The organism is Microbacterium sp. zg-B96 (assembly GCF_030246865.1).
In the GTDB taxonomy this organism is placed as follows: Bacteria; Actinomycetota; Actinomycetes; order Actinomycetales; family Microbacteriaceae; genus Microbacterium.
This window is the reverse complement of the sequence record NZ_CP126738.1, coordinates 2,350,526-2,376,481: the sequence shown is the minus strand read 5'-3', so window position 1 is coordinate 2,376,481 and position 25,956 is coordinate 2,350,526. Positions and strand designations below refer to the sequence as shown.

The following is a 25,956-nucleotide window of genomic DNA, read 5'->3' as shown; positions in this document are numbered from 1 at the left end:
TTGAACCAGGAGTGCTGAGATGGTTATCTGCTGACATCGTGGGAGTGGAGAGCAGATGAGCGACTTTTCCACAATCGGAGCACCGCCACGGCACCCGCGCGCCGCCCGCAAGCCCAAGGAGTCGATCGCGGCGATGGTCGGCGCGATGGGGCAGCAGCGGATGGGCGCGCTCCTGCTGCTGCTGGCCACCGCGATCGCGATCGCGTGGGCCAACCTCGCCGGCGGCGGGTACGCGTCGTTCTGGGAGACCGACCTGTCGATCGGGGTGGGCGATCTGCACCTGGACTTCACACTGCATGCGCTGGTCAACGACGCCCTCATGGCGATCTTCTTCTTCACCGTGGGGCTGGAGGTGCGCCGCGAATTCGCGATCGGCGAGCTGACGAGCTGGTCGCGCGCCATGGTCCCCGTCATCGCCGCGATCGCAGGACTGGCCGTCCCGGCCCTGCTGTTCGTGCTGATCGCAGGTCCCAGCGGGCAAGGCGGGGCGTGGGGGGTCGTGATCTCGACGGACACGGCGTTCCTCGTCGGCGCGCTTGCGCTGATCGGACCGCGCGTGCCGGGCCGACTGCGCGTGTTCCTCCTCGCGCTGGCGGTGGTCGACGACATCGGCGCGCTCAGCATCATCGCCCTGGTGTACACCGAGAACTTCGTGCCGATGCCGCTGCTGATCGCCGCGGTGGGCCTCGCGGGCATCTACGCCACCCGATACCTGCGCGGCGGCCGAGGCCCGGTGTACGCGACGCTCGCGATCATCGTGTGGCTGGCCTTCCTCGCCTCCGGCGTGCATCCCACCCTCGCCGGCGTCGCGATCGCGCTGCTGGTGCCGGTCTACCGGCCCAACCGCCGCGACGTCGAGCACGCCCTGGAACTGGCCCGCACGTTCCGGCAGTCGCCGAACACCGAATACGCCCGGGCCGCGGCCAACAGCCTGCGCGAATCGATCTCCATCAACGAGCGCCTGCAGTCGGCGTACTCGCCGTATGTCGCGTACGTGATCCTGCCGGTGTTCGCCCTGGCCAACGCCGGCGTGATCGTCACGCCCGAGATCCTGCAGGCCGCGTTGGTGTCGCCGCTGACCTGGGGCATCATCGTCGCGCTGGTGGTGGGAAAGTTCGTCGGCGTGCTCGGGTCGGCGGCGGTGCTGCGCCTGCTGCGGCTGGGGGAATTCGGACCGGGCCTCACTCTGGACCGCATCGCCGGCGGCGCCGCGCTGTGCGGCATCGGTTTCACCATCTCGCTGTTCATCGTCGATCTCGCCATCACCGAGCCGATGGCACAGAACGAAGCGCGGGTCGGCGTGCTGGCGGCATCCGTCATCGCGTTCGTGCTGGCCACCGCGATCTTCCGCATCTCCGACGCCGTTCACCCCGATACCCAGTCGGGTCAGGTGCTCGTTCGGCCGGTCGATCCCGCCCGCGACCACATCTTCGGCGCCGCCGACGCTCCCTACACGATCGTCGAGTACGGCGACTTCCAGTGCCCGTTCTGCCTGAAGGCGTCCGGATCGATCCAGCAGGTTCACCAGCAGCTGGGCGACCGGCTGCGCTACGTGTGGCGGCACGCACCGCTGACCCGGCAGCATCCCAACGCGCTCGCCGGAGCCGAAGCGTCGGAGGCGGCGGCGCGTCAGGGCAAGTTCTTCGAGTTCGAGCGGGCACTGTTCGCCGATCAGGAGAACCAGCGGCCCGCCGACATCATCCGCCTCGCCGAGCGGATCGGGCTGGACGTGCCGCGGTTCGAGCGCGACCTGGAATCGGCCGTGGTCGCCGCGCGCGTGCAGGACGACATGCTCGACGCCGAGGCGATGAACATCACGTCCGTGCCGACGCTGTTCGTCAACGGACGCCGTCATACCGGGCCGTACGATGCCCAATCACTGATCCGTGCGCTCGAGCAGACGGATGCCGAGACGCGCGCGATCCGGGTGGAAGGTTGAGGATGTTGATGCCGCAGGTGACCGACCCGGAGCTGGCCCCCCGCCTCACCGATGCGCAGTGGACGCGGTTGACGGCGCGTGCGGAGGCGTTCGACGTCGCGGCGGGGGACTACGTCTTCCGCACAGGGGACCGGGAGTACCCGATGATCCTCGTGGAGGAGGGGGAGATCGAGTTGCTCCGCGACGCGCTGGCCTGGAGCGACGAGCTGGTGCTGGCAACTGTCGGACCCCGATCGTTCGCGGGGGAGCTGGGCCTGCTCAACGGGCAGCGGGCGTTCCTGTCGGCGCGGGCCACGCGTCCCGGCCGGGTGCGGAGCCTGTCCCGTCGCGAGCTTCGGCGCCTGCTGGCCGACGACGATGAGTTGGGCGACATCATCCTGCACGCGCTGTGGGCCAGGCGGGAGTCGCTGCGGCGGGGGCCGGCGGCGATGACCCTGAAGTTCGTGGGGTCGGGCGGGTCGAGCGAGTTCCTGGCGCTGCGCCGCTTCGCCGAGCGGCTGGACCTGGTGCACACCGCGGTGGCGCTGCCGCCGGGGGAGCCGCTGTCGCATCCGCTGCACGAGTACCCGGTGGAAGACCTGCCCATCGCGTTCATCCAGGGCGAGCCGATCCCCCGTGCCACCCCCGGCATCGTGGCCGAGCAGCTCGGGCTGAGCTACGAGCCGACCGATGAGGGCGGCGTCGACGTGGTCGTCATCGGCGGCGGGCCGGCGGGGCTGGCCGCGGCGATCTATGCGGCATCCGAAGGGCTGTCCACCGTGCTGCTGGATTCCGTCGCGCCGGGCGGGCAGGCGGCGGCCACCTCACGCATCGAGAACTTCCTGGGTTTTCCGTTCGGGGTCAGCGGCGGGACGCTCATCGGCCAGGCGTCGCTGCAGGCGATCAAGTTCGGCGTGCGGGTGTGCGCGCCGTGCGAGGCGGTGGGGCTGCGCCCGGTCGGCGACGAACTGGCGGTGCAACTCGCCGACGGCCGCGCGGTGATGGCGCGCGCCGCGATCGTCACGGCAGGCGCCGCCTACCGACGGCTGCAGCTGGACCGCTGGGAGGACTTCGAGCACTCCGCGATCTACTACGCGGCGACGCCGCTGGAGCTCAAGCAGGTCGCCGGGTCGCCCGTGATCGTCGTGGGCGGTGCGAACTCGGCCGGTCAGGCCGCGCTGTACCTGGCCGGCCACGGCTGCCCCGTGCACCTGGTCGTGCGAGGGGACGACCTGCGGGCGCGCATGTCGTCTTATCTGGTCGACCGCATCGCCGAGGAGGGACGCATCCAGGTGCACACCGGGTCCCGCGTCGTGGGGCTGCACGGGGAACAGGCGCTGGAGGCGGTCGACATCGACACCGTCGGCCCCGTGGATGCCAGCGGCCTGTTCTGCTTCATCGGCGCCGATCCCGCCACGTCATGGCTGGAGGCCGTCGACCGTGACCACGCCGGCTTCATCCGCACCGGCGCCGACGTGACGCGGCAGTCGCTGGATGAGTGGCGGTCGCTGGGCCGCGAGCCGCTGCCGTTCGAGACGTCGATCCCGCGGGTGTTCGCCGCCGGCGACGTGCGCCGCGGGTCGATGAAGCGGGTCGCCGCCGCCGTGGGCGAGGGCTCGAGCGCCGTGGCATCCGTGCACCGCGCGCTCGCCGGGTGAGGGGGCGTGGCGAGGGGTCGGATCTCCTCGCTCCCGCCCCAAACGCATGACCGAGAACCCGTCATAATTCAGGCTGGCGAGCCGATTCGACCCCGAAATTGCCGTCGTCGCGCTCCACAGCCTGAATTCCGACGCGCGCGCCGGGGTGCGGCCTTGCGCGCGGTTGCCGAAACGCGGGGAACCGCCGAAATGCGGGCCCTCAGCGTGCAGGCATCCGCACCCGGGCAGATCTCCTCACCCGGGCAGATTTCCTCACCGCGCGGTTGCCGAAGCGCGGGGATCGGCCGAAATGAGGGCCCTCGGCGTCCAGGCATCCGCAACCGGGCAGATCTCCTCACCCGGGCAGATCTCCTCACCCGGGCAAATCCGCCCGCGCGCGGTTGCCGAAACGCGGAGATCCGCCGAAATGCGGGCCCTCAGCGTCCAGGCATCCGCAACCGGGCAGATCTCCTCACCCGGGCAACCCCTGCCGCGACGCCGCGAGGGCAGCGTCGTACGATCCAACAACTCTGTCGGTCGATATCGAGGTCGGTACGGCTAGATGCCCTCGATCGTGTACCGGCGCTCGATCCCGTTCGTGGCACGGCCCCAGTCACTGGCAGCGGTGCGCTCCTGGTGGGCGTGGAGGGCGGCGGCATCGGCGAAGCACTCATCGACCTGCCAGATGAGCGGGTCGTCGGTGGGGGTCACGTCGAACGAAACGCAGCCCACCTCGGCGCGGGTCAGCGCCAGGTGAAGCGGCAGGTGGGCGGCGACGATGGCCGACTGCTCCTCGTTCTCGCAGACGAGTTGACCACTCAAGCGCACCGTACTCACCTTGCCAGCGTAGGCGAGCGGCGGCGGTGGCCGAGCCGGATCCTCGGCCGCACTAGACTGCCGCGGTGCCCCCCGAGCCTCGCCACCTCCCCGTCTGGATGGCGCTGGCCGGCGCTGTGCTCATCGGGGTGATGACGGCGGTACAGGCCCGGGTCAACGGTCAACTCGGCGTGCGGCTGGAAGACGGCCTGGTGGCCGCGCTCGTCTCGTTCGGCTCCGGGCTGGTGATCCTGGTCGTGCTGTCCGCGGCGCTTCCGGCGGGCCGGCGCGGGTTCGCGCGCCTGGCATCCGGGGTCCGGGAACGGCGTATCCCGTTCTGGATGCTGTGCGGCGGCGCTGCCGGAGCGCTCACCGTCGCCACGCAGGGACTGGCGGTCGGCATCATCGGCGTCTCGCTGTTCACCGTCGGCGTCGTCGCCGGCCAGACCGTGTGCGGACTCGTGCTGGATCGCGCCGGATACGGCCCCTCCGGCGTCGTGGCCGTCACGCCGGGCCGGGTCGCCGGGGGAGTGCTCGCACTCGTCGCCGTGGGCATCGCGCTCACCGGGCGGACCGTCGAGGTCCCGCTGTGGATGCTGCTGCTGCCGTTCGCGGCGGGAGTCGGGATCGCCTGGCAGCAGGCGACGAACGGACGGCTGCGCCAGCGGGTGGGAACGCCGCTCACGGCGACGCTGGTCAACTTCATCGGCGGGACGCTGTGCCTGTCGGTCGTGGCGGGCGTGCACGTCGCCGTCGCGGGCCCGCCGGCGCCCTTCCCCACGAACCCCTGGCTCTACCTGGGCGGCGCGCTGGGCGTCTGCTACATCTTCCTCGGCGCGGCGCTGGTGGTGCACACCGGCGTGCTGCTGCTCGGCCTGGCATCGATCGTGGGCCAGCTGGCGGCGTCACTCGTGCTCGACGCGCTATGGCCTGCTCCCGCCGGTCCCAGCGTCGGCGCCTCGCTGGCGATGGTCGCCGTCGCGCTCGCGTCGGTCGCGGTCGCGGCGGTGCCCTGGCGTCGACGCGCCAGGTGACACCGTCACATCGCCGCGGTCTTGCGCTGCGGCATCCGGCTGACGAACGCTGCCGCGTCGATCACCTTGTCACGTGACTCGCGCGAACGCTCGGGCTTGCCGCCGACGTAGAGCCAGCCCAGCAGCTGCTCGTTCTTCTTCAGCCCGTGCGCCTTCGCGACGGCCTTGGCGCGCGTGTAGTGGCCGCTGCGCCAGATGACGCCCCAGCCCGCTTCGTCCAGCAGCAGACTGAGGGCGTGCGCGACGCCGGATGCCACCGCCTCCTGCTCCCAGCGGGGGACCTTCTCGCTCTCGCGGTAGCTGGCGACCACGGCCACCAGCAGCGGCGCGCGCATCGGCTTGGACGACGCGCCCTTCTCACCCTCGGCCTTGTTGATCGCCCGGCCCAGCGTCTCCCGGTCGTCGCCGCGCAGTTCGATCAGCCGCCACGGCTTCAGTTCGGAGTGGTCGGCCACGCGACCGGCGGCGGCGACGAGTTCGAGCAACTCATCGTGGGTGGGCGCGTCGTCGGTCACCTTCGACACGGACCGACGAAGGCGCATCGCCTCGAGTGCGCTCACCCCTGGTCTTCCGGGGTCTCCTGCGGGCTGAACTGCAGCGCGACGGAGTTCATGCAGTACCGGTCGCCAGTGGGCGTGCCGAAACCGTCGGGGAACACGTGCCCCAGGTGGGAGCCGCAGCTCGCGCAGCGCACCTCTGTGCGCACCATGCCGTGGGCGCTGTCCTCGACCAGTTCGACCGCCTCGGGGCGCACCGACTCGTAGAAGCTCGGCCACCCGCAGTGCGAATCGAACTTCGTGCCGCTCTGAAACAGCTCCGCCCCGCAGGCGGCGCAGGCGTAGAGGCCGGCGCGGCTCTCGTCGAGCAGTTCACCCGTCCACGGGCGCTCCGTCGCCGCTTCCCGCAGCACTGCGTACTGCTCGGGGGCGAGCTCTTCGCGCCACTGGTCGTCGTTCTTGCTCACTGCGTAAGTCATTTGTCGCTCCTTCTCCCCTCCATTCAACCCGACCAGGCGGCGGTGTGTTCCGATCGGGCACAATCGGGAGGTGAGTTCAGAGCCGGATGCCGCCGCCGCCGTCCGCGACCGTTACGCCCGCTTCGCTCGCGACGAGGCGCCCGGCCGGTCCGAGCTGTACCGGGAGTGGGCCGCCGGAATCGCCGCCGAACCCGGTACGCAGGAGCTGCTGGCCCGCATCCCCGCGACGCACCGTCAGCCCCCGCTCGTGTTCGCCGTGACCCGGCTGCTGGGCGCACCCGAATCCGGCTACCCGGACTGGGCGACCTGGCTGCACGCGCACGCCGACGATGTCATCGCCGAGTGCGGGCGGCGCAGCCTGCAGACCAACGAGCCGCTGCGCTGCGCCGTGCTGCTGCCGGCCCTCGCGCTGATCCCCGGCCCCATCGCCCTGCTCGAAGTGGGCGCGAGCGCCGGGCTGTGTCTGTACCCCGACCGCTACGGCTACCGCTACCGCCGCCCCGGCGGCACGGTGGCGGCCCTCGACCCCATCGCCGGTGTGTCGCCGGTGACGCTGGAGTGCGAACTGCGCGGGGAGCGGATGCCGCCGCTGGCGCTTCCCGACGTGGTGTGGCGGGCCGGCATCGACCTGGCCCCGCTGGATCCGGGCGACCCGCAGACCGGGGCCTGGCTGACCGGTCTGGTGTGGCCGGGGGAGGCGGGGCGCGCCGCGCGTGTGCGCGATGCCCTCGCCCTCGCGGCATCCGACCCGCCGATGCTCGTCGCCGGGGACGCCGCCGACACGATCGCCCGCGTCGCGGCCCTGGCGCCGCCGGAGACGACCCTGGTCGTCACGACCCCCGGCGTGCTCGCCCACATCCCGTGGGCGCGGCGCCAGGCGGCCATCGCTGCCGCGCGCGCGGCGGGCCGCTGGGTCACGATCGACGCGCCCGGGCTGCACGATGGGTGGACGCGGCCGATCGACCTGGATGCCTGGCCGGGCGGCTTCGCCGTCGCCCTGGACGGGGAAGTGCTCGCCGCCGCCGACCCGCTCGGCGGCTGGCTGGAGTGGCGCGCCGAGGAAGCACCCCTCCCGCGTTAGCGTGGATGCGTGCCCCTTACTCCTCGCGATCGCGCGATCCTCGACTTCGAGTCGGGCTGGTCCCGGCACGGGCCGGTCAAGGAGGAGGCGATCCACGCCCACCTCGGCCTGTCGCCGGCGCGGTACTACCAGCTGCTGGGGCGCCTCATCGACACCCCGGAAGCACTCGAGTACGACCCGATGATGGTGGCCCGACTGCGCCGCATCCGCGACGCCCGGGAGCAGGCCCGTCGCGCCCGCGTCGCGATGAGCCCTCGAGTGGCCAGGTAGCATTCCAAGGTGCCGAGACCGACCTACCCGAAGGATCGCTTCGACCAGCTGCCGCCGTCGAGCGGCCGCGTCGGCGCGCACCGGGCCGAGAATCCCCACATGCGCGGCTGGGTCGTGCTGCTGTGGGCCGCCGTCGCGACGGTGGTGCTCGTGGCTGTCGGAATCTTCGGCACCCTCGTGTTCACGGGCCGCGTGACGCTGTTCCCCACTGCCGAGCCGACGGTGGCGCCGGCGCCGGTGGTGACCCCGGTCCTGGATACGACCTACGACGTGCTGGTGCTCAACGCCACGCCCGAGGCGGGGCTGGCCAGCCGCACCCGCGATGAGATCATCGCCGCCGGGTGGCCGGCGGACCTGGTGCTGGCCGGCGACGCCGGGTCGGAGGACTTCGCCACCACCACGGTGTACTACCCGTTCCCCGCCGACGAGGCCGCCGCCCTCGCGCTGGCCGAGGTGATCGGCGGCGCCGACGTCGCCCAGAGCGTGGTGTACCAGCCGCTCGACAACGCCGAAGCCCGCCAGCTCGCCGTCGTGCTGGGTCTGGACCGCACCGCTGCCGGAACGCCGACACCGGCATCCTGAGCCCCCTCACGCGGCCGATCCGGGGCCGTGTGTTACGCGCGTGTGAAAACTTCGATGCACGCGCGTCAACAGTTGCCGATTCGGCGAATCGCCGCCTGAACTGCTGGTTACGCTGACGACGTCCCACTGCAACAGGAGATTCGCATGGCCAACGGCACCGTCAAATGGTTCAACGCTGAGAAGGGCTTCGGTTTCATCACCGGCGCCGACGGGCAGGACGTGTTCGTCCATTACTCGAACGTCGAGATGGATGGATTCCGCGTGCTGGAAGAGGGCCAGCAGGTCGAGTTCACCGTCGGGTCGGGGCAGAAGGGCCCGCAGGCCGAAGCAGTGCGCGTCGTCTGACGCCCCCTCCTGTTGGTGTGTCGGTGTGTGTCGACGCGCCCGTCGTGGCTTGCACTCGCCTGGGGTGAGTGCCAGAATGGCTTAGCACTCACTCCTGTTGAGTGCTAAAAGACATTCCTACGTCCGGGAGGGACGACACACACATGGCAAAGATCATCGCTTTCGACGAAGAGGCTCGTCGTGGCCTCGAGCGCGGCCTGAACATTCTGGCTGACGCCGTCAAGGTGACGCTCGGCCCGCGCGGTCGCAACGTCGTGCTCGAAAAGAAGTGGGGCGCTCCCACGATCACCAACGATGGCGTCTCGATCGCCAAGGAGATCGAACTCGACGACCCGTACGAGAAGATCGGCGCAGAGCTCGTCAAGGAGGTCGCCAAGAAGACTGACGACGTCGCGGGCGACGGCACCACCACCGCCACCGTTCTCGCCCAGGCACTGGTCCGCGAGGGCCTGCGTAACGTTGCCGCCGGCGCCGACCCGATCTCGCTCAAGCGCGGCATCGAGAAGGCCGTCGAGGCCATCACGGCCGAGCTGCTCGCATCCGCCAAGGAGGTCGAGTCCAAGGAGCAGATCGCTGCCACCGCGTCGATCTCGGCCGCTGACGCATCGATCGGCGCGCTCATCGCCGAGGCGATCGACAAGGTCGGCAAGGAAGGTGTCGTCACCGTTGAGGAGTCGAACACCTTCGGCACCGAGCTCGAGCTCACCGAGGGTATGCGTTTCGACAAGGGTTACATCAACCCCTACTTCGTCACCGACGCCGAGCGCCAGGAAGCCGTCTTCGAGGACGCCTACATCCTGATCGCGAACCAGAAGATCTCGAACATCAAGGATCTTCTGCCGATCGTCGACAAGGTGATCCAGGAGGGCAAGGAACTCGTCATCATCGCTGAGGATGTCGAGGGCGAGGCTCTGGCCACGCTGGTGCTCAACAAGATCCGCGGCATCTTCAAGTCGGCTGCCGTCAAGGCTCCCGGCTTCGGCGACCGTCGCAAGGCCCAGCTGCAGGACATCGCGATCCTCACCGGCGGCCAGGTCATCACCGAAGAGGTGGGCCTCAAGCTCGAGAACGCCACGACCGACCTGCTCGGCCGTGCGCGCAAGGTCATCATCACCAAGGACGAGACCACCATCGTCGAAGGTGCCGGCGACTCGGCTCAGATCGAGGGTCGCGTGACCCAGATCCGCCGCGAGATCGAGAACACCGACAGCGACTACGACCGCGAGAAGCTCCAGGAGCGTCTGGCAAAGCTGGCCGGTGGCGTCGCCGTCATCAAGGCCGGCGCGGCCACCGAGGTCGAGCTCAAGGAGCGCAAGCACCGCATCGAGGACGCCGTGCGCAACGCGAAGGCAGCCGTCGAAGAGGGTGTCGTCGCCGGTGGCGGTGTCGCCCTCATCCAGGCCGGCAAGAAGGCGCTCGACGCCCTCGAGCTGACCGGTGACGAGGCTACCGGCGCGAACATCGTGCGCGTCGCGATCCAGGCTCCGCTGAAGCAGATCGCTCTGAACGCAGGCATGGAGCCCGGTGTTGTCGCCAACAAGGTGGCAGGTCTTCCCCTGGGTCACGGCCTCAACGCCGCGACCGGCGAGTACGGTGACCTGTTCGCACAGGGCATCATCGACCCCGCCAAGGTGACCCGCTCGGCACTGCAGAACGCGGCATCCATTGCCGGCCTGTTCCTGACGACCGAGGTCGTCGTCGCCGAGAAGCCCGAGAAGTCGGCCGCTCCGGCCGGCGACCCGTCGGGTGGCATGGATTTCTGATCTGATCAGAGTCTGACGTAAACGAAGGGCCCCTCCCATGTGGAGGGGCCTTTCGTCGTACGTGCGGGCTACCGGAACAGGCCCGCCGTCGTGGCCTCGGTCTGCGCGTACTGCTGACCGGCGGTCGCCAGCGCAGTGCTGATGTCGGCGAGGGTCGCCTCCACCTCGCGCTGGGTGGCCCGCCAGCGGTCGATCACGGCTTGAAAGCCCAGGGCGGCAGTCCCGGTCCAGGACGACTGCAGCGCGGTGAGCTGGGCGAGCATCGCCGAGGTCTCGCCCGCGAGGCGGTCGGCGGTGCCGCGGACGGCCGCGGTGGCGGTGAGGACGGCGTCGCTGTCGACGGAATAGATCGGCATGGGTGCTCCTTCCGAGCGGATGCCGCCACGCTACGGCGCCCACGCGCACCGCGGATGCCGCGATCGGCCGAACCGGGGATCCGTCGCGGGACCCGGCTGCTGGGGAGGAGGCGTCAGGCCTCGGGATCGTTGAGCCGCGGCATCGGCTGCGTGTCGACCTGCAGGTGCTCCGCCGCGTCGCGGGTGCGGGCGAGGGGGAACGCCACGCGGAACGTCGCACCGCCGCCGGGGGTGTCGCCCACCTCGATCGAGCCGTGCAGGGCCTCGACGATGGCCGCGACGATCGACAGGCCGAGTCCGGAGCCGCCGGTCTCGCGTGTGCGCGACGTGTCGGCACGCCAGAACCGCTGGAAGATCTTGTCGCGGATCTGCGGGGGCACGCCCTCACCGTGGTCGCTCACGGCGATCCACCCCATGCCGGCCTGGCGATCAATGCCGACGGTGAGCTCGATGGGGGAGTCCTCGGGGCTGTACCGGCGGGCGTTGCCCAGCAGGTTCGTCACCACCTGCCGGATGCGGTTCTCATCGCCCAGCACGATCGGGGCCAGCACAGCGCCGGCCAGCGGCACGGTGGTCACCGGCTCCGTAGCGGCATCCTGCTCGTGGTTGGGCTGCCGGGGCTTGCGGCGCAGCAGCGACAGCGTCGCGCCGGCCAGTCCGGTGCCCGGAGCGGTCGCGCCGCGCCGGCGATGCGGGTGTGGCTGGTCGTGTTCGGTGACGGATGCCGGACGAGGAATGGGCCCGGTGGCGGCGGTGGTGTCCAGCACGGTCACGGTGCGAAGCGGCGATGCTGCGCGGGCGTCCAGCGCGGCGTCGCGGGCGATGGGGCGCAGGTCGATGGGCGCGAACGCGAGGTCGCGGCGCTCGTCGAGTCGGGCCAGGGCCAGCAGGTCCTCGACCAGCACCCCCATCCGGATCGCTTCCTTCTCGATGCGGTCCATCGACTGTGCGACCTGCTCCTCGCCCGAGATCGCGCCCATGCGGTACAGCTCCGCGTAGCCGCGCACCGTGACCAGCGGGGTGCGCAGTTCGTGGCTGGCGTCCCCGATGAACCGGCGCATCTGGTTCACGGTCGCATCGCGTTCGGACAGTGCGGCATCGATGCGGCCCAGCATCGCGTTGATCGCCGTCTTCAATCGCCCGACCTCGGTCGTGGCCGGTTCGATGTCGGTCATGCGTAGGCTGAAGTCTCCCGCCGCGATGGCATCCGCTGTCGCCTCCACCTGCCCGAGGCTGCGGAACGTGAGGGTGACGATCCAGCGCACCAGGAAGGCGCTCGCGATCACCGTGATCAGCGCGAGGAAGCTGTAGATCCCGAGGAACGACGCGAGGAAGCGTTCGTTGGGCGCCGTGGGCAGGGCCACGAGCTGGGTGTAGAAGGCGCCGGCGGCGGTGTCCTCCACCCCGACAGCGGCGCGGTAGGCGGGGCCGCCTTCGCTGTTGGCGAGGTCGAACACCGTGTTGGGGCCGTAGATCGTGGCGTCGGCCAGCGTGAAGCTCGCCGGAAAGACGGGCTCGGGTGCGCCGTTGCCGCCGCCGCTGGTGAGGAAGGAGCCGTCGGGACCGTAGATGGCCACGAAGTAGGCGGTGGCATCCGAGCGCACCTCGAAGTCGTGGCCGGTCTCGGTGACCGTTCCGGTGAACATGCTGCTGACGGCATCCGTCACGGCCAGCTGCTGCACCTGCGCGTCGAGGTTCGCCGCGAGCGTGTTGCGTAGGAACGCCAACGTGCCGACGCCGGCCGAGACGAGCCCGATGGCCAGCACCGCGACGGTGACCCCGGTGACCTTGGCACGCAGGCTGACGCTGCGCCACCAACTGGTCAGCGCATCGTTCTTACCCGCGTGGGCTGCTATCGCCACCGGCTCACGCGGACTTGCCGGCCTTGAGCATGTAGCCGAAACCGCGCTTGGTCTGGATCAGGGGTTCGGAGGAGTGCGGGTCGATCTTGCGGCGGAGGTAGGAGATGTAGCTCTCCACGATTCCCGCATCTCCGTTGAAGTCGTACTCCCACACGTGGTCGAGGATCTGCGCCTTGCTGAGCACCCGGTTGGGGTTGAGCATGAGGTAGCGCAGCAGCTTGAACTCGGTGGGGGACAGGTCGATCGACACGTCGCCGACGAGCACGTCGTGGGTGTCCTGGTCCATCGTCAGTTCGCCGGCGCGGATGATCGACTCCTCGTCGGCCTGCATCGTGCGGCGCAGGATCGCCTGGATGCGGGCGACGATCTCGTCGAGGCTGAAGGGCTTGGTGACGTAGTCGTCGCCGCCGGCGTTGAGGCCGGTGATCTTGTCCTCGGTCTCGTCCTTCGCGGTGAGGAACAGGATCGGGGCGGTGTAGCCGGCGCCGCGGAGCCGCTTGGTGACGCTGAACCCGTTCATGTCGGGCAGCATGACGTCCAGCACGATCAGGTCGGGCTCTTCTTCGAGGACGGCCGAGATGGTCTGGGCGCCGTTGGCGACGGCGCGCACCTGGAAACCGGCGAAACGCAGGCTCGTGATGAGCAGGTCGCGGATGTTCGGCTCGTCGTCGACGACAAGAATGCGCGGAGCGGTCATGCCCTCATTATGGCCATCGAACCCACGTGCTGTCTGGACGTCGGCCGGAGCGGCTGGCATCCCGCACCCGTCCGGGTGGTCTACGCGGCCAGCGCGGCATCCACTGCCCGCGCGATCACCGCCTCGACCGGTGCGTCGGGATCGACCGTCATCCGGTGCAGCAGCGCTCCCTCCGCCGTAGCCATGAGGAACCTCGTCTGCCGTTCGGCGGACTCACCGCCCAGGTCTCGCAGGATCCCGCGTATCCAGGCCTCGAACACCGCGCGCTGCTCGAGGAGCGGCTGCGCGGCCTCGGCGTCCGCCTCGAGGAACAACGCGTACCGCGCTCGGGTGCGCAGCATCTGAGGGCCCGATTGCACCTCGATCATGCGGGTGAACCCGGCGACGAGATCATCCCGCGTACGGATGCTGGGCAGACCGGCGTCGGCGCGCTCCTCGGCGGCGATCCACTCGATGACCCCGGTGACGAGCGCTGTGCGGGTGCGGAAGTGGTTCGACGTCGACCCCGGCGGCAGTGCTGCCGCGGCATCCACCCGTCCGTGCGTGAGGGCGCGGATCCCCTCACCGCCGACGAGCTCGACGGCGGCGTGCAGGGCACGGAGTCGGGTGCTGCTCACGCTGCGAGGGTACTACGACGTTTCTAGTGACAGGGCACTATGAACGTAGTATCCTGCGTGCGAACAGTGGGGTTCCGCCCGTCGCGGGACCGTCGTGAGAGGAGTCGCGCCATGGATGCGTCGCACGCGGGCGGGCCGTCGGCCGGAACGGTGGCGTGGGTGCCGCCGCTGCCGCAGGCTGCGGGTTTCGAGCATGTCGTCATCGAGACACCGGGGCTGCGAACTCATGTCGCCATCGTCGGTGAGGGGCCGCCGGTGTTGCTGCTGCACGGTTTCCCGCAGCACTGGTGGCAGTGGCGGGAGGTCGCGCCGGCGATAGCACGGCGGGGCTACCGCGTCATTTGTCCGGACCTGCGCGGTGCGGGCTGGACGTCAGCCGACGACCCGCGCATACGTCATGAGACCCGCATGCACGACGTCCTCGCGCTGCTGGACGCGCTCGGCGTGGCGCGCGCCGACGTGCTGACCCACGACCTCGGTGCCCTCACGGGTATGCATCTCGCCTACGCCCATCCGGAGCGGGTGCGCACCCTGGTGCAGCTCTCGGTTCCGCCGGGGTTCATGCGGTTCACCCCGAAGATCGTCCCCGCGTTCCGCCATTACCCGTCGCTGATAATGAGCAGCCCCGACCGCTCGCTGCGATGGCTTCTCGCGCCGCCCTACACGGTGCGGCCGATGACCGAAGAGACCCTCGATGGGTACCTGCGCGTCGAGCAGCGGCCCGAGATCCGTGGTGTGGGCCGTGCCGTGGTGCTCGGCATGATCACGCCCGAGCTTCCCCGGCTGGTGGGGACCTACTACAAGCGGCGGCGGCTGCAGCCGCCCACCCTCGTCGCCTTCGGCCGGATGGATGACCCGTTCACCGAGCCGACGGTGCGCGGCATGTGCCGCGACCACGAACGCTCCGCCGAACGGTTCGAACTGGCGTTCGTGGACGACGCCGCCCATTTCATCACCGACGACGCGCCGGACGCCGTCGTCGAGCTCGCCGTCGACTGGTTCGAGCGGGGGCCGCAGTCCGCACACTGCTGACGGCGAGGGCGGCGCCGGTGCCGGTGCGGTCGGCCGCGCGCGCCGCGGGACTGTTGCCGGGGTGAGGAGATCTGCCGGAATGCGGATGCTGGGGCGGGGAGGGCCCGCGTTCCGGCCGATCCCCTCGTTTCGGCGAGGGTGGGCCGGGGCGTCCATGGCGTTCGGCGTGCCGCGGCACGCACGGCCGCGGCTGGGGGTTACGCGTCGCGCGCGGCGTTGACGGCGGCGGCGGACACCCCTAGCTTCTACGCATAACGCGTCCCGGGACGTGTGTTCGGCAGCATCCAGCGCAAGGAGGCGCATGGTGAAGATTCGTGCCATAACAGTGACCATCTCGGCGATCACGGCCGCGCTCGTGCTCGGCGGGTGCACCGCTTCGGACGACAACGGCGATGGGGGCGACGGCGGGACCCTGACCTTCTGGGTGCAGGAGGACCTGCCCGACCGGGTCGCGGCGACGCAGGCGATCGTCGACGATTTCTCGGAGGAGAGCGGCGTCGAGGTGGAACTGGTCTCGGTCGCCGAGGACCAGTTCAGTCAGCTCATCACGTCGGCTGCCGCCGCGGGCGACCTGCCCGACGTCATCGGCGGCATCTCGCTGCCGCAGGTGCGCACGCTCTCGGCCAACGAGCTGATCGACCCCGACGCGGTCGCGAGCGTCATCGACACGCTCGACCCGGCCACCTTCTCCGCGAAGGCCCTCGAGCTGACCGCGGATGGTGACACCCAGCTCGCCGTGCCGAGCGAGTCGTGGACGCAGATGCTGTACTACCGCACCGACCTGTTCGAGGCGGCCGGGCTCGATGCCCCCGACTCCTACGACGCGATCCTCGAGGCCGCCGCGGCGCTGGACAGCGACGAGGTGGCCGGTTTCGTCGGCGCGACCGCCCCCGGCGACGCGTTCACCGAGCAGACTTTCGAGCACATCGCGCTCGGCAACGGCTGCGAGCTGGTCGACTCCGACGGCGAGACGCAGCTGGATTCGGATGCCTGTGTGGCGGCGTTCGACTTCTACGGCGACCTGGTGACCAACTACTCGGTGCCCGGCGCACAGGATGTGGACACCACGCGCGCGACCTACTTCGCCGGGGATGCGGCGATGTTCATCTGGTCGAGCTTCGTGCTGGACGAGCTGGCCGGGCTGCGCGAGGATGCCAAGCCGTCGTGCCCGGAGTGCGTGGAGGATCCGGCGTTCCTCGCTGCGAACACCGGTGTGGTCACCGCGATCGCCGGTCCCGACGCCGACGCGCCGGCGCAGTTCGGCGAGATCACGTCGTGGACGATCACCGACGGCGCCGAGACCGAGTCGTCGCAGGCGTTCATCGAGTACATGATGACCGACGGCTACGAGCCGTGGATCGCGATCGCCCCGGAGGGCAAGGTGCCGGTGCGCACCGGCACCGCCGACGAGCCCACGCTGTACGCCGACATGTGGAGCACGCTGCCCGCCGGTGTGGACACCAAGGCGCCGCTGTCGGACTTCTACGCTCCCGAGGTGCTCGAAGCCGTCGCCGCCGGACCGGAGGACCTCGCCCGCTGGGGCATAACCCAGGGGCAGGGCACGCTGCTGGGCGCGCTGCAGGGCGAACTGCCCGTCGCCGAGGCTGTCAGCCAGGTCTCCCAGGGGGATGACCCCGCCCAGGCGGCGGCCACCGCCGCTGAGGCGGTGCGCGCCGTCGCGGAGTCGATCCAGTGACCCAGGTGGCCGGCGGGCCGGGCCTGGTCGGCGCGGCCCCCGGTCCACCGGAGGCACCCGCGCCGGCGCGACGCGGCCGTCGGACGCGCCGGGGTGCGGAGGAGAACCGCGCCGGGCTGCTGCTGATCTCCCCGACCCTCATCATCGTGCTGGTCGCGGTGGTGCTGCCGATCCTGTGGGCCATTGCGCTGGCGTTCCAGGACGTGCGCCTGATCAACATCCGTGGCACCGGGTTCTTCGGCGAATACACCCTGGAGAACTTCGTCAACGTCCTCACCTCGCCCGGGTTCCTGCAGGCGCTGTGGACCACCGTGGTCTACTCCGTCTGCGGCACGGCACTGGCGATCGGCATCGGGCTCATCGCCGCGCTCGCACTGCGCGCCCCGTTCCGCGGCCGGGGGCTCATCCGCGCGTCGCTGCTGCTGCCCTACGTCGCACCGGTCGTGGCGGCCACCTTCGTCTGGTCCACCGCGCTGAACCCGCAGTACGGCATCGTCAACTGGTTCGGCACCACCGTGCTCGGGTGGGAGGAGCCGGTGGCGTTCCTGTCCGACCGGGCCCTGCCGGTGTCGATCTTCGGGTGGGAGGTGGACCTGCCCATCGCGCTGATCACCGTCATCTGCTTCGAGGGGTGGCGCTCCTTCCCCTTCGCGTTCCTCTTCCTCACCGCACGCCTGCAGGCCGTGCCCGCCGTGCTCGAGGAGGCCGCCCGCATCGACGGGGCCACCCCCACTCAGCGCTTCCGGCATATCCTGTTGCCGCAGCTGCTGCCCACCATCGCGGTGCTCAGCGTGCTGCGGTTCATCTGGACCTTCAACAACTTCGACGACATCTACCTGCTCACCGGCGGCGGCGCGGGCACGGAGGTCGTGTCGGTGCGGGTGTTCGACTACCTCACCGCGCGCGGCGATATCGGCGCCGCGGCGGCGCAGGCACTCGTGCTCGCCGGCATCCTGGCGCTACTGGTCTGGGCGTACCTGAAACTGTTCGGCCGGCAGGAGGAACAGGCATGACCACCGCCGTCGGCAAGCCGCCCGCCGCCACGCAGGCCCACGCACGGGGCGTCGGCCGCGACCGGTTCGAGATCGCCCTCTTCGGCATCCTGCGCCCGGTCGTCATCGTGCTGCTGCTGCTGGCGGCCGTCGTGCCGTTCTACTACATGGTGCTGCTGAGCTTCCGGTCGCTGGACTCGCTGCTGCAGAACCCCGGCGCGCTGTGGATCTCGATCGACGAGCTCAACCTGGCCAGCTACATCGAGGTGCTGGCGCCGGTGTCCGAGGGTGGCCAGGGGTTCGTCGTCTTCATGCGCAACTCCCTGCTGGTGGCGCTCGGCACCGTCGCGGTGACACTGCTGGTGGCGATCCCCGGGGCGTATGCCATCAGCCGGCTGAACTTCTTCGGCCGCCGCCAGGTGTCGGGACTGTTCCTGGCGGTGTACTTCTTCCCCAGCATCCTGCTCGCCGTGCCGCTGTTCGTGTTCTTCACGCAGATCGGGCTGCGCGGGTCGCTCTTCGGGCTGCTGATCGTCTACGTCTCGCAGGTGGTGGCCGTGTCGATCTACACGCTGCGCAACTACTTCGCCACGATCCCGGTGTCGCTCGAAGAGGCCGCCGCGATCGACGGATGCAACCGCCTCCAGACCATGCGTCGCATCAGCCTGCCGCTGGCGATGCCGGCGATCGTCTCCAACGGCCTGTTCATCTTCATGATCGCGTGGAACGAGTTTCTCTTCGCCCTGCTGTTCCTGGTGGAAAAGCGCGACTCGTGGACGGTGTCGCTCGGGCTGTCGCAGCTGTCGGGCAGCATCGAGGTGCCCACGACCGTGCTGATGGCGGGGTCGGTCATCCTGACGCTGCCGATCATCGTGCTGTTCTTCGCGTCGGAGCGCCTGCTCGTCGGCGGCCTCACCGCGGGCGCCGAGAAGGGCTAGCGGGAGCGCGCAGATGACCGACGTGGATGCCGCGGCGTTGCGCGACCGGCTCGCGCCGCTGGTGACGCAGCTCTATGCTTCCGACGGCACGGAGGTGCTGGCGGGCCTGCTCTCCCTCGTTGAGCGGTGGGCGCCCGCCCTGCGCGGTGCAGGACGCCCCAGGCCGGATCAGGGGAGTGCCTACCTGATCACCTACGGGGATGCGTTCCGTCGGCCCGGCCAGGCGCCGCTGCACACGCTGGCCGAGGTGCTGCGTGAGCACGTCGGCGATGCCGTCACCGACGTGCACCTGCTGCCGATCTACCCCTGGACGTCCGACGACGGGTTCGGGGTCGTCGACCACCGGCAGGTGAATCCCGACCTCGGGTCGTGGGACGACGTCGCCGACGTGCGCACCGACCACGCGTTGGCGCTGGACTTCGTGGCCAACCACGTCTCGTCCGCGAGCGCGTGGTTCCGGGGGTGGCTCGCCGGCGACCCGCGATACGCCGGGTACTTCCTCGACCCCGGTGGGGACTTCGACGTCTCGCAGGTCGTGCGGCCGCGCACGACTCCGCTCGTGCACGAGTATCCGCGACCCGACGGCACCACCACGCGTGCCTGGACGACCTTCGGGCCCGACCAGGTCGACGTCGACCCGCGCACCCCGGCGGTGCTGCTGGAGCTGACCGACGTGCTGCTCGGGTACCTCGCGCGCGGGGCGACGACGGTGCGGCTGGATGCCATCGGGTTTCTGTGGAAGGAACCCGGCACCACCTGCATCCACCTGCCGCAGACGCATGCCGTCATCCGCATCTGGCGTGCGCTCGTGGATGCGCTGGCCCCCGGCATCCTGCTGCTGACCGAGACGAACGTGCCGCACGCCGACAACGTGCGCTACTTCGGTGATGGGTCCGACGAGGCGCACATGGTCTACCAGTTCGCGCTGCCGCCGCTCGTGCTGCACGCGTTCGTCACCGGGCGCGCCACGGTGCTGACGGAGTGGGCGAGCGGCATCGGGCCGGTCAGCGACAGTGCGACGTGGTTCAACTTTCTCGCGAGCCACGACGGCATCGGGCTGCGGCCGACGGAGGGGCTGCTCACCGACGACGACCGCGCGCTGCTCGTGGAGCGCACTCTCGCCCGCGGCGGCCAGGTGTCGCTGGCGCGGCGCCCCGACGGCACGAGCGGGGTGTACGAGCTGAACACGAACTACCTCGACGCGCTCGTGTCGCCGGAGTCCGCCGACCCCGATGGCGACGCCGTGGCGCGCGGTCTGGCGGCCCACGCGATCCTGCTGTCGGTGGTCGGCGTGCCCGCGATCTACTACCACTCGCTGCTGGGGTCGGGTCAGGACCGCGCGGGGATGGAGGAGTCCGGCATCCCGCGCCGCATCAATCGTGAGGTGCTGGATGCCGACCGGCTGCGGGCCGAGGCGAGCTCGTCGCCGCGACGGACGGGGATGCTTCAGGGGCTCCGCGGGCTGCTCGCGGCCCGTCGAGGGCTGCCGGGGCTGTCGCCGTTCGCCGCGCAGCGCGTGGAGAGGCTCGATGAGCGGGTGGTGGTGATCCGCCGCGCCGCGGGGACGCCCGACGAGGTCGTGGCCGTGACCAACGTCAGCGGCGACCCCGTGCACCTGCCGATGCTGTCGGGGACGGATGTGCTCACCGGCATCCGCCACCACGGCCTGCGGCTGGGGCCGCACGGGTATGCGTGGCTCGTCGGCGCCCGGGGCACGCCGGGGTCGGGCTTGCCGGGGTGAGGAGATCTGCCGGGATGCGGATGCCGGCGCGCTAAGGGCCCGCATTCGGGCGGATCCCCGCATTTCGGCGAGCGGGCGGGCGCGGCGGCGGGTGGTTGCGGGCGCGGCCGCGGGCCGGGTGCGCGCCGCCCCCGCGGCGGAATTCAGGCTGAGCGGCGGGAAACCGGCGATTTCGGGGCCGAATCTGCTCGACAGCCTGAATTCCGACGCCGGGACGCGCGCGCCTCAGGCCGCGGCGACCTGGTCCGCGTCGAGGATCGTGTACGAGTAGCCCTGCTCGGCGAGGAACCGCTGCCGGTTCTGTGCGAAGTCCTGGTCGACGGTGTCGCGCGCGATCAGGGTGTAGAAGCTCGCGGTGTGGCCGTTGGTCTTGGGACGCAGCAGGCGCCCGAGGCGCTGGGCCTCCTCCTGGCGGGAGCCGAACGACCCCGACACCTGAATCGCGACGGATGCCTCGGGCAGGTCGATCGAGAAGTTCGCGACCTTCGAGACCACCAGCACCGGCACCTCGCCGACCCGGAACTGCTGGTACAGCCGCTCGCGCTCATCCACGGGCACGGCTCCGGTGATCTTGGGCGCGTCCAGCGCCTCGGCCAGCTCGTCGATCTGGTCCAAGTACTGGCCGATCACCAGGATCTGCTCGCCCTCGTGGCGCGCGACCAGGTCACGTACGACGTCGATCTTCACCGGCGCGGTGGCCGCGAGCCGGTAACGGTCCTCGTCGGCGGATGCCGCGTACTCGAGCCGCTCGTCGACGGGAAGGTCCACGCGCACTTCGTAGCAGATCGCGGGGGAGATGAAGCCCTGCGCCTCGATCTCCTTCCACGGGGCGTCGAACCGCTTCGGCCCGATCAGGCTGAACACGTCGCCCTCGCGGCCGTCCTCGCGCACGAGCGTCGCGGTGAGTCCGAGCCGGCGCCGGGCCTGCAGGTCGGCGGTCAGCTTGAACACCGGGGCGGGCAGCAGATGCACCTCGTCGTAGATGATCAGGCCCCAGTCCAGCGCGTCCAGCAGCGACAGGTGCGCGTACTGGCCGGCGCGCTTGGCGGTGAGGATCTGGTAGGTCGCGATCGTGACCGGCTTGATCTCCTTGACCTGGCCGGAGTACTCGCCGATCTCCTCGGCGGTGAGGCTGGTGCGCTTGAGCAGCTCATCGCGCCACTGCCGGGCGCTGACGGTGTTGGTCACCAGGATCAGCGTCGTGGTCTTGGTCTCGGCCATCGCGCCGGCACCGACGAGCGTCTTGCCGGCACCACAGGGGAGTACCACGACTCCGGAACCACCCTCGTGGAAGGTGTCCACCGCGGTGCGCTGGTAGGGCCGCAGCGTCCAGCCGTCCTCGGCGAGGTCGATCGGGTGGGGAGTCCCGGGTGTGTATCCGGCGTGGTCTTCGGCGGGCCAGCCGATCTTCAGCAGCTCCTGCTTGATGTGACCGCGCGCCCAGGCGTCCACGACGAACGTGTCCGGAGCGGGGTGGCCGATCAGCAGCGGGTTGATGCGCTTGTTGCGCGAGACTTCCGACAGCACCGCGGCATCCGTCGACCGCAGCACCAGCACACCCTCGCCGTGGCCCTCGACGTCGGCCCGCTCGATGACGAGGCGCCCGTAGCGGTTCACGGTCTCGCGTAGGTCCAGCGACACCGAAGCCGGCACCGGGAAGCGCGACCAGCGCTCCAGCGTGCCGAGCATGTCGTCGGCGTCGTGGCCGGCGGCTCGGGCGTTCCACAGCCCCAGCCGCGTGATGCGGTACGTGTGGATGTGCTCGGGGGCGCGCTCGAGCTCGGCGAAGATCGCGAGCTCGTGGCGCGCGGTTTCGGCATCCGGGTGGGCTACTTCCAGCAGCACCGTCCGGTCGCTCTGCACGATGAGGGGGCCGTCAGCCATAACGAGCAAGTCTAGTCGGCGCCGCGGCGGGTGCGGTCGATCCGCGCAGGCATCCGTTACTGTCACGTCGTGCACAGTTCCGACATCCGCGGTGTCCAGTTCCCCAGGCTCAAGACTGTGCTCGGCCTGTTCGGCCCCGCCGGCTACGCCACCGGTGACGTCGACGAGTTCCTGAAGCAGTGCGCCGAGGCCCTCAAAGCGCGGGAGAGCGGCGGCTGGACGCGACTGCGCGGCGAAGACATCGTGGTGAAGCAGTTCGATTACACGCGGCGCGGCGGACCCTACGATTCGGATGCCGTCGACCAATTCCTCGACCGGGTCGTGGCACTGCGCGCGTACGAACAACCCGCGGGCTGAAACCGCGGACTCAGACCGGGTGCACCGATTCGATGCTCGCCACCGGCAGCGTGCGCTCCACATCGGCGGCCCGATCGCGTCCGCGCAGGCGCCCACCGCCGAGGCCGCTGGCCTCGAGTGTGAAGTCGCGGGTCGACCCGTCGGGCAGGCGCACCGTGACCACGATCAGCGACTTCGCCCGCACGGCCTGTTCGAGCTCGCGGCCGAGCCACGCGGCATCCGCGTCGGCGTCGTGCGCGGCGCGCAGCCGCGCCAGCAGCCCGTCATAGGCGCGCACGGTCGCCTCGGCCGGGTCGGCGGCCAGGCGGTGGCGCATCACGGTGCGGGTGTGGCCGGATGCGTCCTGCATTCCGACGGGGTAGCGGGCGTCGGCGAGCATCCAGAACACGGTGTCGGCGCTCGAGCGTGACGCGAGGCCCTGCGGGTGGCGGACGAACCCGAGCGGGCGCAGCGCCTGATCGACGGCGAGCGTGTCGAGCACCCGGGGGTCCTCGCTGGAAACGAGGGTGGATCCGGATGCCGGGTCGTCGACGACCCGGATCAGGCCGTGCCGGGCCGCGGTGCGCTCGATCTCATAGGCCAGCGGCTGCGGCAGGCCGGTCAGCGACAGGTCGGTGAGGAACTCGCGCAGCGACTCGGCGGTCTCGCCGCCGGTGATGGCGGCGCCGATCGAATCGGGTGTGAACCGATAGCTGGATGCCTGCGCGCGCGACTCCCGGATCGCCATGGTGCGCAGGCGCATGTCCAGGTGAGGGGCCAGCGGCCCAGGCGCGATCGCGGTGAGGTCGTTCTGCAGGAAGACGCGGTCCACCTCGGAGGGCAGCAGTGCCCGCAGTTCGTCCAGGTCGGTCTCGTCGCCGGCGGCCAGTCCCTTCGCCCATGGCGCGCTGTTGCCGTCGGCGCCGATGAGGGCCCAGCGGTGCATCAGCGCACGCCACCGCTCCGCGCGCGGCGGCCACGACGGGTCGAACGGGTAGGCCGCGGGCCACTCGGCGGGGTCGGTCCAGCCGCCGTCGGCTGTGCGCAGCGCCGAGGGCAGTGCGTCGCGCAGCCGCCGGGCCACGTCACCCCAGCGATCGACCGTGCCCGCGCGCAGCCACTCCAGGCCCGCAGACGTGACGAGCCACTCCTTGTCGGTGGGGGCGGTCAGTCCCGTCACCGCCGACAGTGCGACGAGTTCGTCGGCGGTGGCGGCGTCGTCGACGATGCCCGCCTCCAGCAGCCGGCGACGCTCCGTCGCGCCCAGCGCGCCCGAGCCGATGCGCACGAGCGGCGCCCCCAGGGCGAGCTGCAGGATGTCGGCGAGGGTGGCGGCGGCGGTGAAGGCACGCTCGGCCGCGGCGGCATCCGATTCGGACGCCGGGGTCGCTGACGCGGGGGCCGGTGACGCGGTGGTCGGTGACGCGGTGGCCGGGGATGCCGGGGCCGGTTGCGGTGCCGACGGGTGGGCTGCGACGGCCTCGGCGACGGCGCGGTACACCTCGCCATCGGGGGCGACGAGGGCCCGGGCGATCAGTTCGGACCGGGCCGGTTCGGCGACGGTGCCTTCACCGGCGGCGATGAGGGCTTCGGCCAGCGGCCGAGGAAGTGCGGCGAGGGCACGCGCGAGCGGCGCGGCATCCTGGATCGCTTCGGCGGCGTCGAAGAAGTCGGCCCACGACGCGCTGGGGGAGATGCCTCGCTGGGACAGCAGTGCGCTGAGCGCGGCGTCGTCCTGCGCGGCGAGCCAGGTCGCCAGCGCACGGGAATCAGCCGGGTAGGGCACGTCAGTTCGTCCTATTGGCGCGAGCCCTTCGCACGAAGCTCATGATCACCAGCGTGATCAGCAGGACGAAGGCCAGGGGAGGAGCGAACCAGACGATGCCGCCCACGGTCGGCCACAGGCCGCTGCGCATGTCGCCACCCGCTGCGGAGCCGATCATGATCGCCACGAAGCTGACGATCGACAGCAGCAGCAGACCGAACGACATGAACGCAAGAATGCGGTCGATTCGGCGGATCGGCATGTCTTCGCCGGGGGTGCGTGTGCTCATCGGCTCCAGACTAGTGGGTGGTCGGTGCCGTAGGCTGTTCTGGGGTCCGATCGGCCCCGTTTGGCGTCCTGCACCTGTGCAGGCCCGATGCAACGAGGTTCGCATGCCCACCGGCAAGGTCAGGTTCTACGACGAGGAGAAGGGCTTCGGCTTCATCTCCGCCGATGACGGCCAGGATGTCTTCCTGCACGCCACCGCCCTCCCCGCCGGCACCACCGGGCTCAAGCCCGGCACCCGCCTGGAATTCGGCGTCGCCGACGGCAAACGGGGGCTGCAGGCGCTATCGGTGCGCGTGCTCGAGGCCCCTGTGAGCCTGTCCAAGCGCAGCCGCAAGCCCGCTGACGACATGGCGATCATCGTCGAAGACCTCGTGAAGCTGCTCGACGGCATCGGCGGCGACTTGCGTCACGGCCGGTACCCGAGCGGTCCGCACGCGAAGAAGATCGCAGCAGTGCTGCGCAAGGTAGCTGATGACTTCGAGGCCTGACCCCAGCGACGAACGACTGCTGGCCGCGCACGACCTCGCCCGCGCCGCGCTGCGCGAGGTGACCCCGGAGGCGTCGATCGGCGATGCCGCCGGCTACAAGCTCGAAGACGACGGTGTCGTCTCGCTGCGGTTCAACAACCGGCTCGGGGGCTACCCCGGCTGGTTCTGGACCGTCAGCATCGCCGCCGTCGAAGACTCCGAGCCGACCGTGCTCGAAGTGGAACTGCTCCCCGGCGACGGCGCACTGCTGGCCCCCGAGTGGGTGCCATGGGCGGTTCGTCTGGCCGAGTACCAGGCAGCGCAGGCGGTGCAGGCGGCCGCGGCGGCCGAATCCGGCGAGCTCGCGGCATCCGACGACGAGGACGATGACGACCTGGACGATGAGGAAGACGACGGCGATGACGTCGACGATCTCGACGATCTGGATGCGTCGGACTTCGACGACGACGGTTCGGCGATCCTGCACGGCGGCGACCTGGACGGTGTCGACATCGACGAGCTCGACGAGAGCGCCGTCGACGACGACGAGGATGTCGACATCGACGAGCTCGACGAGCTCGACGAGAGCGCCGTCGACGACGACGAGGATGCCGACGAAGACGAGGACGAGTCTTCGGACGACGCGTTCGTCCCCGTCGACGACGCCGACCGGGACGAATCGGACGACTGAACGCGCCGCCCGAGTCCGGTGGCGCGCGACGCTCGGTCGTCGCAACCGACCCCGGAACTCACGGTGGCGGAGACGTTTGCGACGACTGAGCGCACGTGGATGCCAGCGCGGGCCGGCGCGGCTGGTTCGGTGGACGCGAACGACCCCGACGACGGGCTCGGCGGGGACGTTT

26 protein-coding genes are annotated in these 25,956 nt (G+C 70.4%); 16 read left to right on the top strand and 10 right to left on the bottom strand.

The genetic code is table 11. The annotated features are described in order from the left end of the window. Positions 1-133 precede the first annotated feature (133 nt). Both nhaA and QNO11_RS11035 read left to right on the top strand, forming a co-directional pair. Positions 134-1,939, top strand: a complete 1,806-nt coding sequence (gene nhaA / locus QNO11_RS11040; RefSeq protein ID WP_306817228.1) for a Na+/H+ antiporter NhaA — start codon at positions 134-136, stop codon at positions 1,937-1,939. 8 nt (positions 1,940-1,947) lie between these two features. Further along, positions 1,948-3,576: an FAD-dependent oxidoreductase gene (locus QNO11_RS11035; RefSeq protein ID WP_257508231.1), complete on the top strand. Its 1,629-nt coding sequence runs from the start codon at positions 1,948-1,950 to the stop codon at positions 3,574-3,576. Between the two features lie 537 nt (positions 3,577-4,113). Here the strand turns inward: QNO11_RS11035 and QNO11_RS11030 are convergent. Continuing rightward, complete coding sequence (locus QNO11_RS11030) at positions 4,114-4,392, bottom strand: putative quinol monooxygenase (RefSeq protein WP_257508232.1); 279 nt, start codon at positions 4,390-4,392, stop codon at positions 4,114-4,116. Between the two features lie 98 nt (positions 4,393-4,490). On the opposite strand from QNO11_RS11030, the gene QNO11_RS11025 reads away from it, so the two are divergent. After that, a complete protein-coding gene (locus QNO11_RS11025; protein WP_257508741.1) occupies positions 4,491-5,405 on the top strand; it encodes a DMT family transporter in 915 nt (304 codons plus the stop codon). A 5-nt stretch (positions 5,406-5,410) separates the two neighbouring features. Here the strand turns inward: QNO11_RS11025 and QNO11_RS11020 are convergent, their stop codons facing one another. Beyond that, the gene (locus tag QNO11_RS11020) at positions 5,411-5,947 is read right to left on the bottom strand and encodes a nitroreductase family protein (protein ID WP_257508742.1); all 537 of its coding nucleotides are present in this window, start codon (positions 5,945-5,947) and stop codon (positions 5,411-5,413) included. A 14-nt stretch (positions 5,948-5,961) separates the two neighbouring features. Then, positions 5,962-6,381 (bottom strand): peptide-methionine (R)-S-oxide reductase MsrB, encoded by a 420-nt coding sequence (gene msrB, locus QNO11_RS11015; protein WP_257508233.1) that lies wholly within the window; start codon positions 6,379-6,381, stop codon positions 5,962-5,964. A gap of 70 nt (positions 6,382-6,451) precedes the next feature. On the opposite strand from msrB, the gene QNO11_RS11010 reads away from it, so the two are divergent. The 5 genes from QNO11_RS11010 (at position 6,452) to groL (ending at position 10,422) form a co-directional block, all read left to right on the top strand. After that, on the top strand, positions 6,452-7,462 hold the full coding sequence (locus QNO11_RS11010; RefSeq protein WP_257508234.1) for a DUF2332 domain-containing protein: 1,011 nt from the start codon (positions 6,452-6,454) through the stop codon (positions 7,460-7,462). A 9-nt stretch (positions 7,463-7,471) separates the two neighbouring features. After that, positions 7,472-7,732 (top strand): DUF3263 domain-containing protein, encoded by a 261-nt coding sequence (locus QNO11_RS11005; RefSeq protein WP_257508235.1) that lies wholly within the window; start codon positions 7,472-7,474, stop codon positions 7,730-7,732. A 9-nt stretch (positions 7,733-7,741) separates the two neighbouring features. After that, positions 7,742-8,314 (top strand): LytR C-terminal domain-containing protein, encoded by a 573-nt coding sequence (locus QNO11_RS11000; RefSeq protein ID WP_257508236.1) that lies wholly within the window; start codon positions 7,742-7,744, stop codon positions 8,312-8,314. A gap of 144 nt (positions 8,315-8,458) precedes the next feature. Beyond that, entirely contained in the window at positions 8,459-8,659 is a 201-nt protein-coding gene (locus QNO11_RS10995; protein ID WP_257508237.1) for a cold-shock protein, read from the top strand. 143 nt (positions 8,660-8,802) lie between these two features. Continuing rightward, the gene (gene groL / locus QNO11_RS10990) at positions 8,803-10,422 is read left to right on the top strand and encodes a chaperonin GroEL (RefSeq protein WP_257508238.1); all 1,620 of its coding nucleotides are present in this window, start codon (positions 8,803-8,805) and stop codon (positions 10,420-10,422) included. Positions 10,423-10,490: 68 nt separating this feature from the next. Here the strand turns inward: groL and QNO11_RS10985 are convergent, their stop codons facing one another. The 4 genes from QNO11_RS10985 to QNO11_RS10970 form a co-directional block, all read right to left on the bottom strand. Beyond that, positions 10,491-10,778 carry a WXG100 family type VII secretion target gene (locus QNO11_RS10985; RefSeq protein WP_257508239.1) on the bottom strand — a complete coding sequence of 96 codons (288 nt, stop codon included), beginning with the start codon at positions 10,776-10,778 and terminating at the stop codon, positions 10,491-10,493. 113 nt (positions 10,779-10,891) lie between these two features. Further along, entirely contained in the window at positions 10,892-12,640 is a 1,749-nt protein-coding gene (locus tag QNO11_RS10980) for a sensor histidine kinase (protein WP_257508240.1), read from the bottom strand. 4 nt (positions 12,641-12,644) lie between these two features. Continuing rightward, positions 12,645-13,337: a response regulator transcription factor gene (locus QNO11_RS10975; protein ID WP_257508241.1), complete on the bottom strand. Its 693-nt coding sequence runs from the start codon at positions 13,335-13,337 to the stop codon at positions 12,645-12,647. Positions 13,338-13,417: 80 nt separating this feature from the next. Continuing rightward, positions 13,418-13,954 (bottom strand): TetR/AcrR family transcriptional regulator, encoded by a 537-nt coding sequence (locus QNO11_RS10970; RefSeq protein ID WP_257508242.1) that lies wholly within the window; start codon positions 13,952-13,954, stop codon positions 13,418-13,420. Between the two features lie 111 nt (positions 13,955-14,065). Here QNO11_RS10970 and QNO11_RS10965 point away from each other — a divergent pair, with 111 nt between their 5' ends. From QNO11_RS10965 to QNO11_RS10945, 5 genes are all read left to right on the top strand, one after another. Then, positions 14,066-14,986: an alpha/beta fold hydrolase gene (locus tag QNO11_RS10965; protein ID WP_257508243.1), complete on the top strand. Its 921-nt coding sequence runs from the start codon at positions 14,066-14,068 to the stop codon at positions 14,984-14,986. A 301-nt stretch (positions 14,987-15,287) separates the two neighbouring features. Continuing rightward, complete coding sequence (locus tag QNO11_RS10960) at positions 15,288-16,682, top strand: ABC transporter substrate-binding protein (protein WP_257508244.1); 1,395 nt, start codon at positions 15,288-15,290, stop codon at positions 16,680-16,682. Next, complete coding sequence (locus QNO11_RS10955; RefSeq protein WP_257508245.1) at positions 16,679-17,695, top strand: carbohydrate ABC transporter permease; 1,017 nt, start codon at positions 16,679-16,681, stop codon at positions 17,693-17,695. The genes QNO11_RS10960 and QNO11_RS10955 overlap by 4 nt, the downstream gene beginning before the upstream one ends. After that, entirely contained in the window at positions 17,692-18,612 is a 921-nt protein-coding gene (locus QNO11_RS10950) for a carbohydrate ABC transporter permease (protein ID WP_257508246.1), read from the top strand. The genes QNO11_RS10955 and QNO11_RS10950 overlap by 4 nt, the downstream gene beginning before the upstream one ends. Positions 18,613-18,625: 13 nt before the next feature. After that, positions 18,626-20,353, top strand: coding sequence for a sugar phosphorylase (locus QNO11_RS10945; RefSeq protein ID WP_257508247.1), 1,728 nt, complete (start codon positions 18,626-18,628; stop codon positions 20,351-20,353). A 225-nt stretch (positions 20,354-20,578) separates the two neighbouring features. On the opposite strand, the gene QNO11_RS10940 is transcribed toward QNO11_RS10945, so the two are convergent. Then, entirely contained in the window at positions 20,579-22,237 is a 1,659-nt protein-coding gene (locus QNO11_RS10940; RefSeq protein ID WP_257508248.1) for a DNA repair helicase XPB, read from the bottom strand. 69 nt (positions 22,238-22,306) lie between these two features. Here QNO11_RS10940 and QNO11_RS10935 point away from each other — a divergent pair, with 69 nt between their 5' ends. After that, positions 22,307-22,594 (top strand): DivIVA domain-containing protein, encoded by a 288-nt coding sequence (locus QNO11_RS10935; RefSeq protein ID WP_257508249.1) that lies wholly within the window; start codon positions 22,307-22,309, stop codon positions 22,592-22,594. Positions 22,595-22,604: 10 nt separating this feature from the next. Here the strand turns inward: QNO11_RS10935 and QNO11_RS10930 are convergent, their stop codons facing one another. Together QNO11_RS10930 and QNO11_RS10925 are read right to left on the bottom strand one after the other, a co-directional pair. Further along, complete coding sequence (locus tag QNO11_RS10930; RefSeq protein ID WP_257508250.1) at positions 22,605-24,359, bottom strand: helicase-associated domain-containing protein; 1,755 nt, start codon at positions 24,357-24,359, stop codon at positions 22,605-22,607. A 1-nt stretch (position 24,360) separates the two neighbouring features. Continuing rightward, complete coding sequence (locus QNO11_RS10925; RefSeq protein ID WP_257508251.1) at positions 24,361-24,627, bottom strand: multidrug ABC transporter ATPase; 267 nt, start codon at positions 24,625-24,627, stop codon at positions 24,361-24,363. Positions 24,628-24,730: 103 nt separating this feature from the next. On the opposite strand from QNO11_RS10925, the gene QNO11_RS10920 reads away from it, so the two are divergent. Then, positions 24,731-25,114, top strand: a complete 384-nt coding sequence (locus QNO11_RS10920; protein ID WP_257508252.1) for a cold-shock protein — start codon at positions 24,731-24,733, stop codon at positions 25,112-25,114. Then, the gene (locus tag QNO11_RS10915) at positions 25,098-25,784 is read left to right on the top strand and encodes a DUF3027 domain-containing protein (protein WP_257508253.1); all 687 of its coding nucleotides are present in this window, start codon (positions 25,098-25,100) and stop codon (positions 25,782-25,784) included. Before QNO11_RS10920 ends, QNO11_RS10915 begins: the two co-directional genes overlap by 17 nt. Positions 25,785-25,956 lie beyond the last annotated feature (172 nt).

Excerpts from the sequence above, each read along its gene's own strand:
- nhaA (WP_306817228.1), top strand. The coding sequence starts at position 134 with ATGGTCGGCGCGATGGGGCAGCAGCGGATGGGCGCGCTCCTGCTGCTG.
- QNO11_RS11035 (WP_257508231.1), top strand. The coding sequence starts at position 1,948 with ATGCCGCAGGTGACCGACCCGGAGCTGGCCCCCCGCCTCACCGATGCG.
- QNO11_RS11025 (WP_257508741.1), top strand. The coding sequence starts at position 4,491 with ATGGCGCTGGCCGGCGCTGTGCTCATCGGGGTGATGACGGCGGTACAG.
- QNO11_RS11020 (WP_257508742.1), bottom strand. The coding sequence starts at position 5,947 with ATGCGCCTTCGTCGGTCCGTGTCGAAGGTGACCGACGACGCGCCCACC.
- msrB (WP_257508233.1), bottom strand. The coding sequence starts at position 6,381 with ATGACTTACGCAGTGAGCAAGAACGACGACCAGTGGCGCGAAGAGCTC.
- QNO11_RS10995 (WP_257508237.1), top strand. The coding sequence starts at position 8,459 with ATGGCCAACGGCACCGTCAAATGGTTCAACGCTGAGAAGGGCTTCGGT.
- groL (WP_257508238.1), top strand. The coding sequence starts at position 8,803 with ATGGCAAAGATCATCGCTTTCGACGAAGAGGCTCGTCGTGGCCTCGAG.
- QNO11_RS10985 (WP_257508239.1), bottom strand. The coding sequence starts at position 10,778 with ATGCCGATCTATTCCGTCGACAGCGACGCCGTCCTCACCGCCACCGCG.
- QNO11_RS10975 (WP_257508241.1), bottom strand. The coding sequence starts at position 13,337 with ATGACCGCTCCGCGCATTCTTGTCGTCGACGACGAGCCGAACATCCGC.
- QNO11_RS10965 (WP_257508243.1), top strand. The coding sequence starts at position 14,066 with ATGGATGCGTCGCACGCGGGCGGGCCGTCGGCCGGAACGGTGGCGTGG.
- QNO11_RS10960 (WP_257508244.1), top strand. The coding sequence starts at position 15,288 with ATGGTGAAGATTCGTGCCATAACAGTGACCATCTCGGCGATCACGGCC.
- QNO11_RS10950 (WP_257508246.1), top strand. The coding sequence starts at position 17,692 with ATGACCACCGCCGTCGGCAAGCCGCCCGCCGCCACGCAGGCCCACGCA.
- QNO11_RS10945 (WP_257508247.1), top strand. The coding sequence starts at position 18,626 with ATGACCGACGTGGATGCCGCGGCGTTGCGCGACCGGCTCGCGCCGCTG.
- QNO11_RS10940 (WP_257508248.1), bottom strand. The coding sequence starts at position 22,237 with ATGGCTGACGGCCCCCTCATCGTGCAGAGCGACCGGACGGTGCTGCTG.
- QNO11_RS10925 (WP_257508251.1), bottom strand. The coding sequence starts at position 24,627 with ATGAGCACACGCACCCCCGGCGAAGACATGCCGATCCGCCGAATCGAC.
- QNO11_RS10920 (WP_257508252.1), top strand. The coding sequence starts at position 24,731 with ATGCCCACCGGCAAGGTCAGGTTCTACGACGAGGAGAAGGGCTTCGGC.
- QNO11_RS10915 (WP_257508253.1), top strand. The coding sequence starts at position 25,098 with ATGACTTCGAGGCCTGACCCCAGCGACGAACGACTGCTGGCCGCGCAC.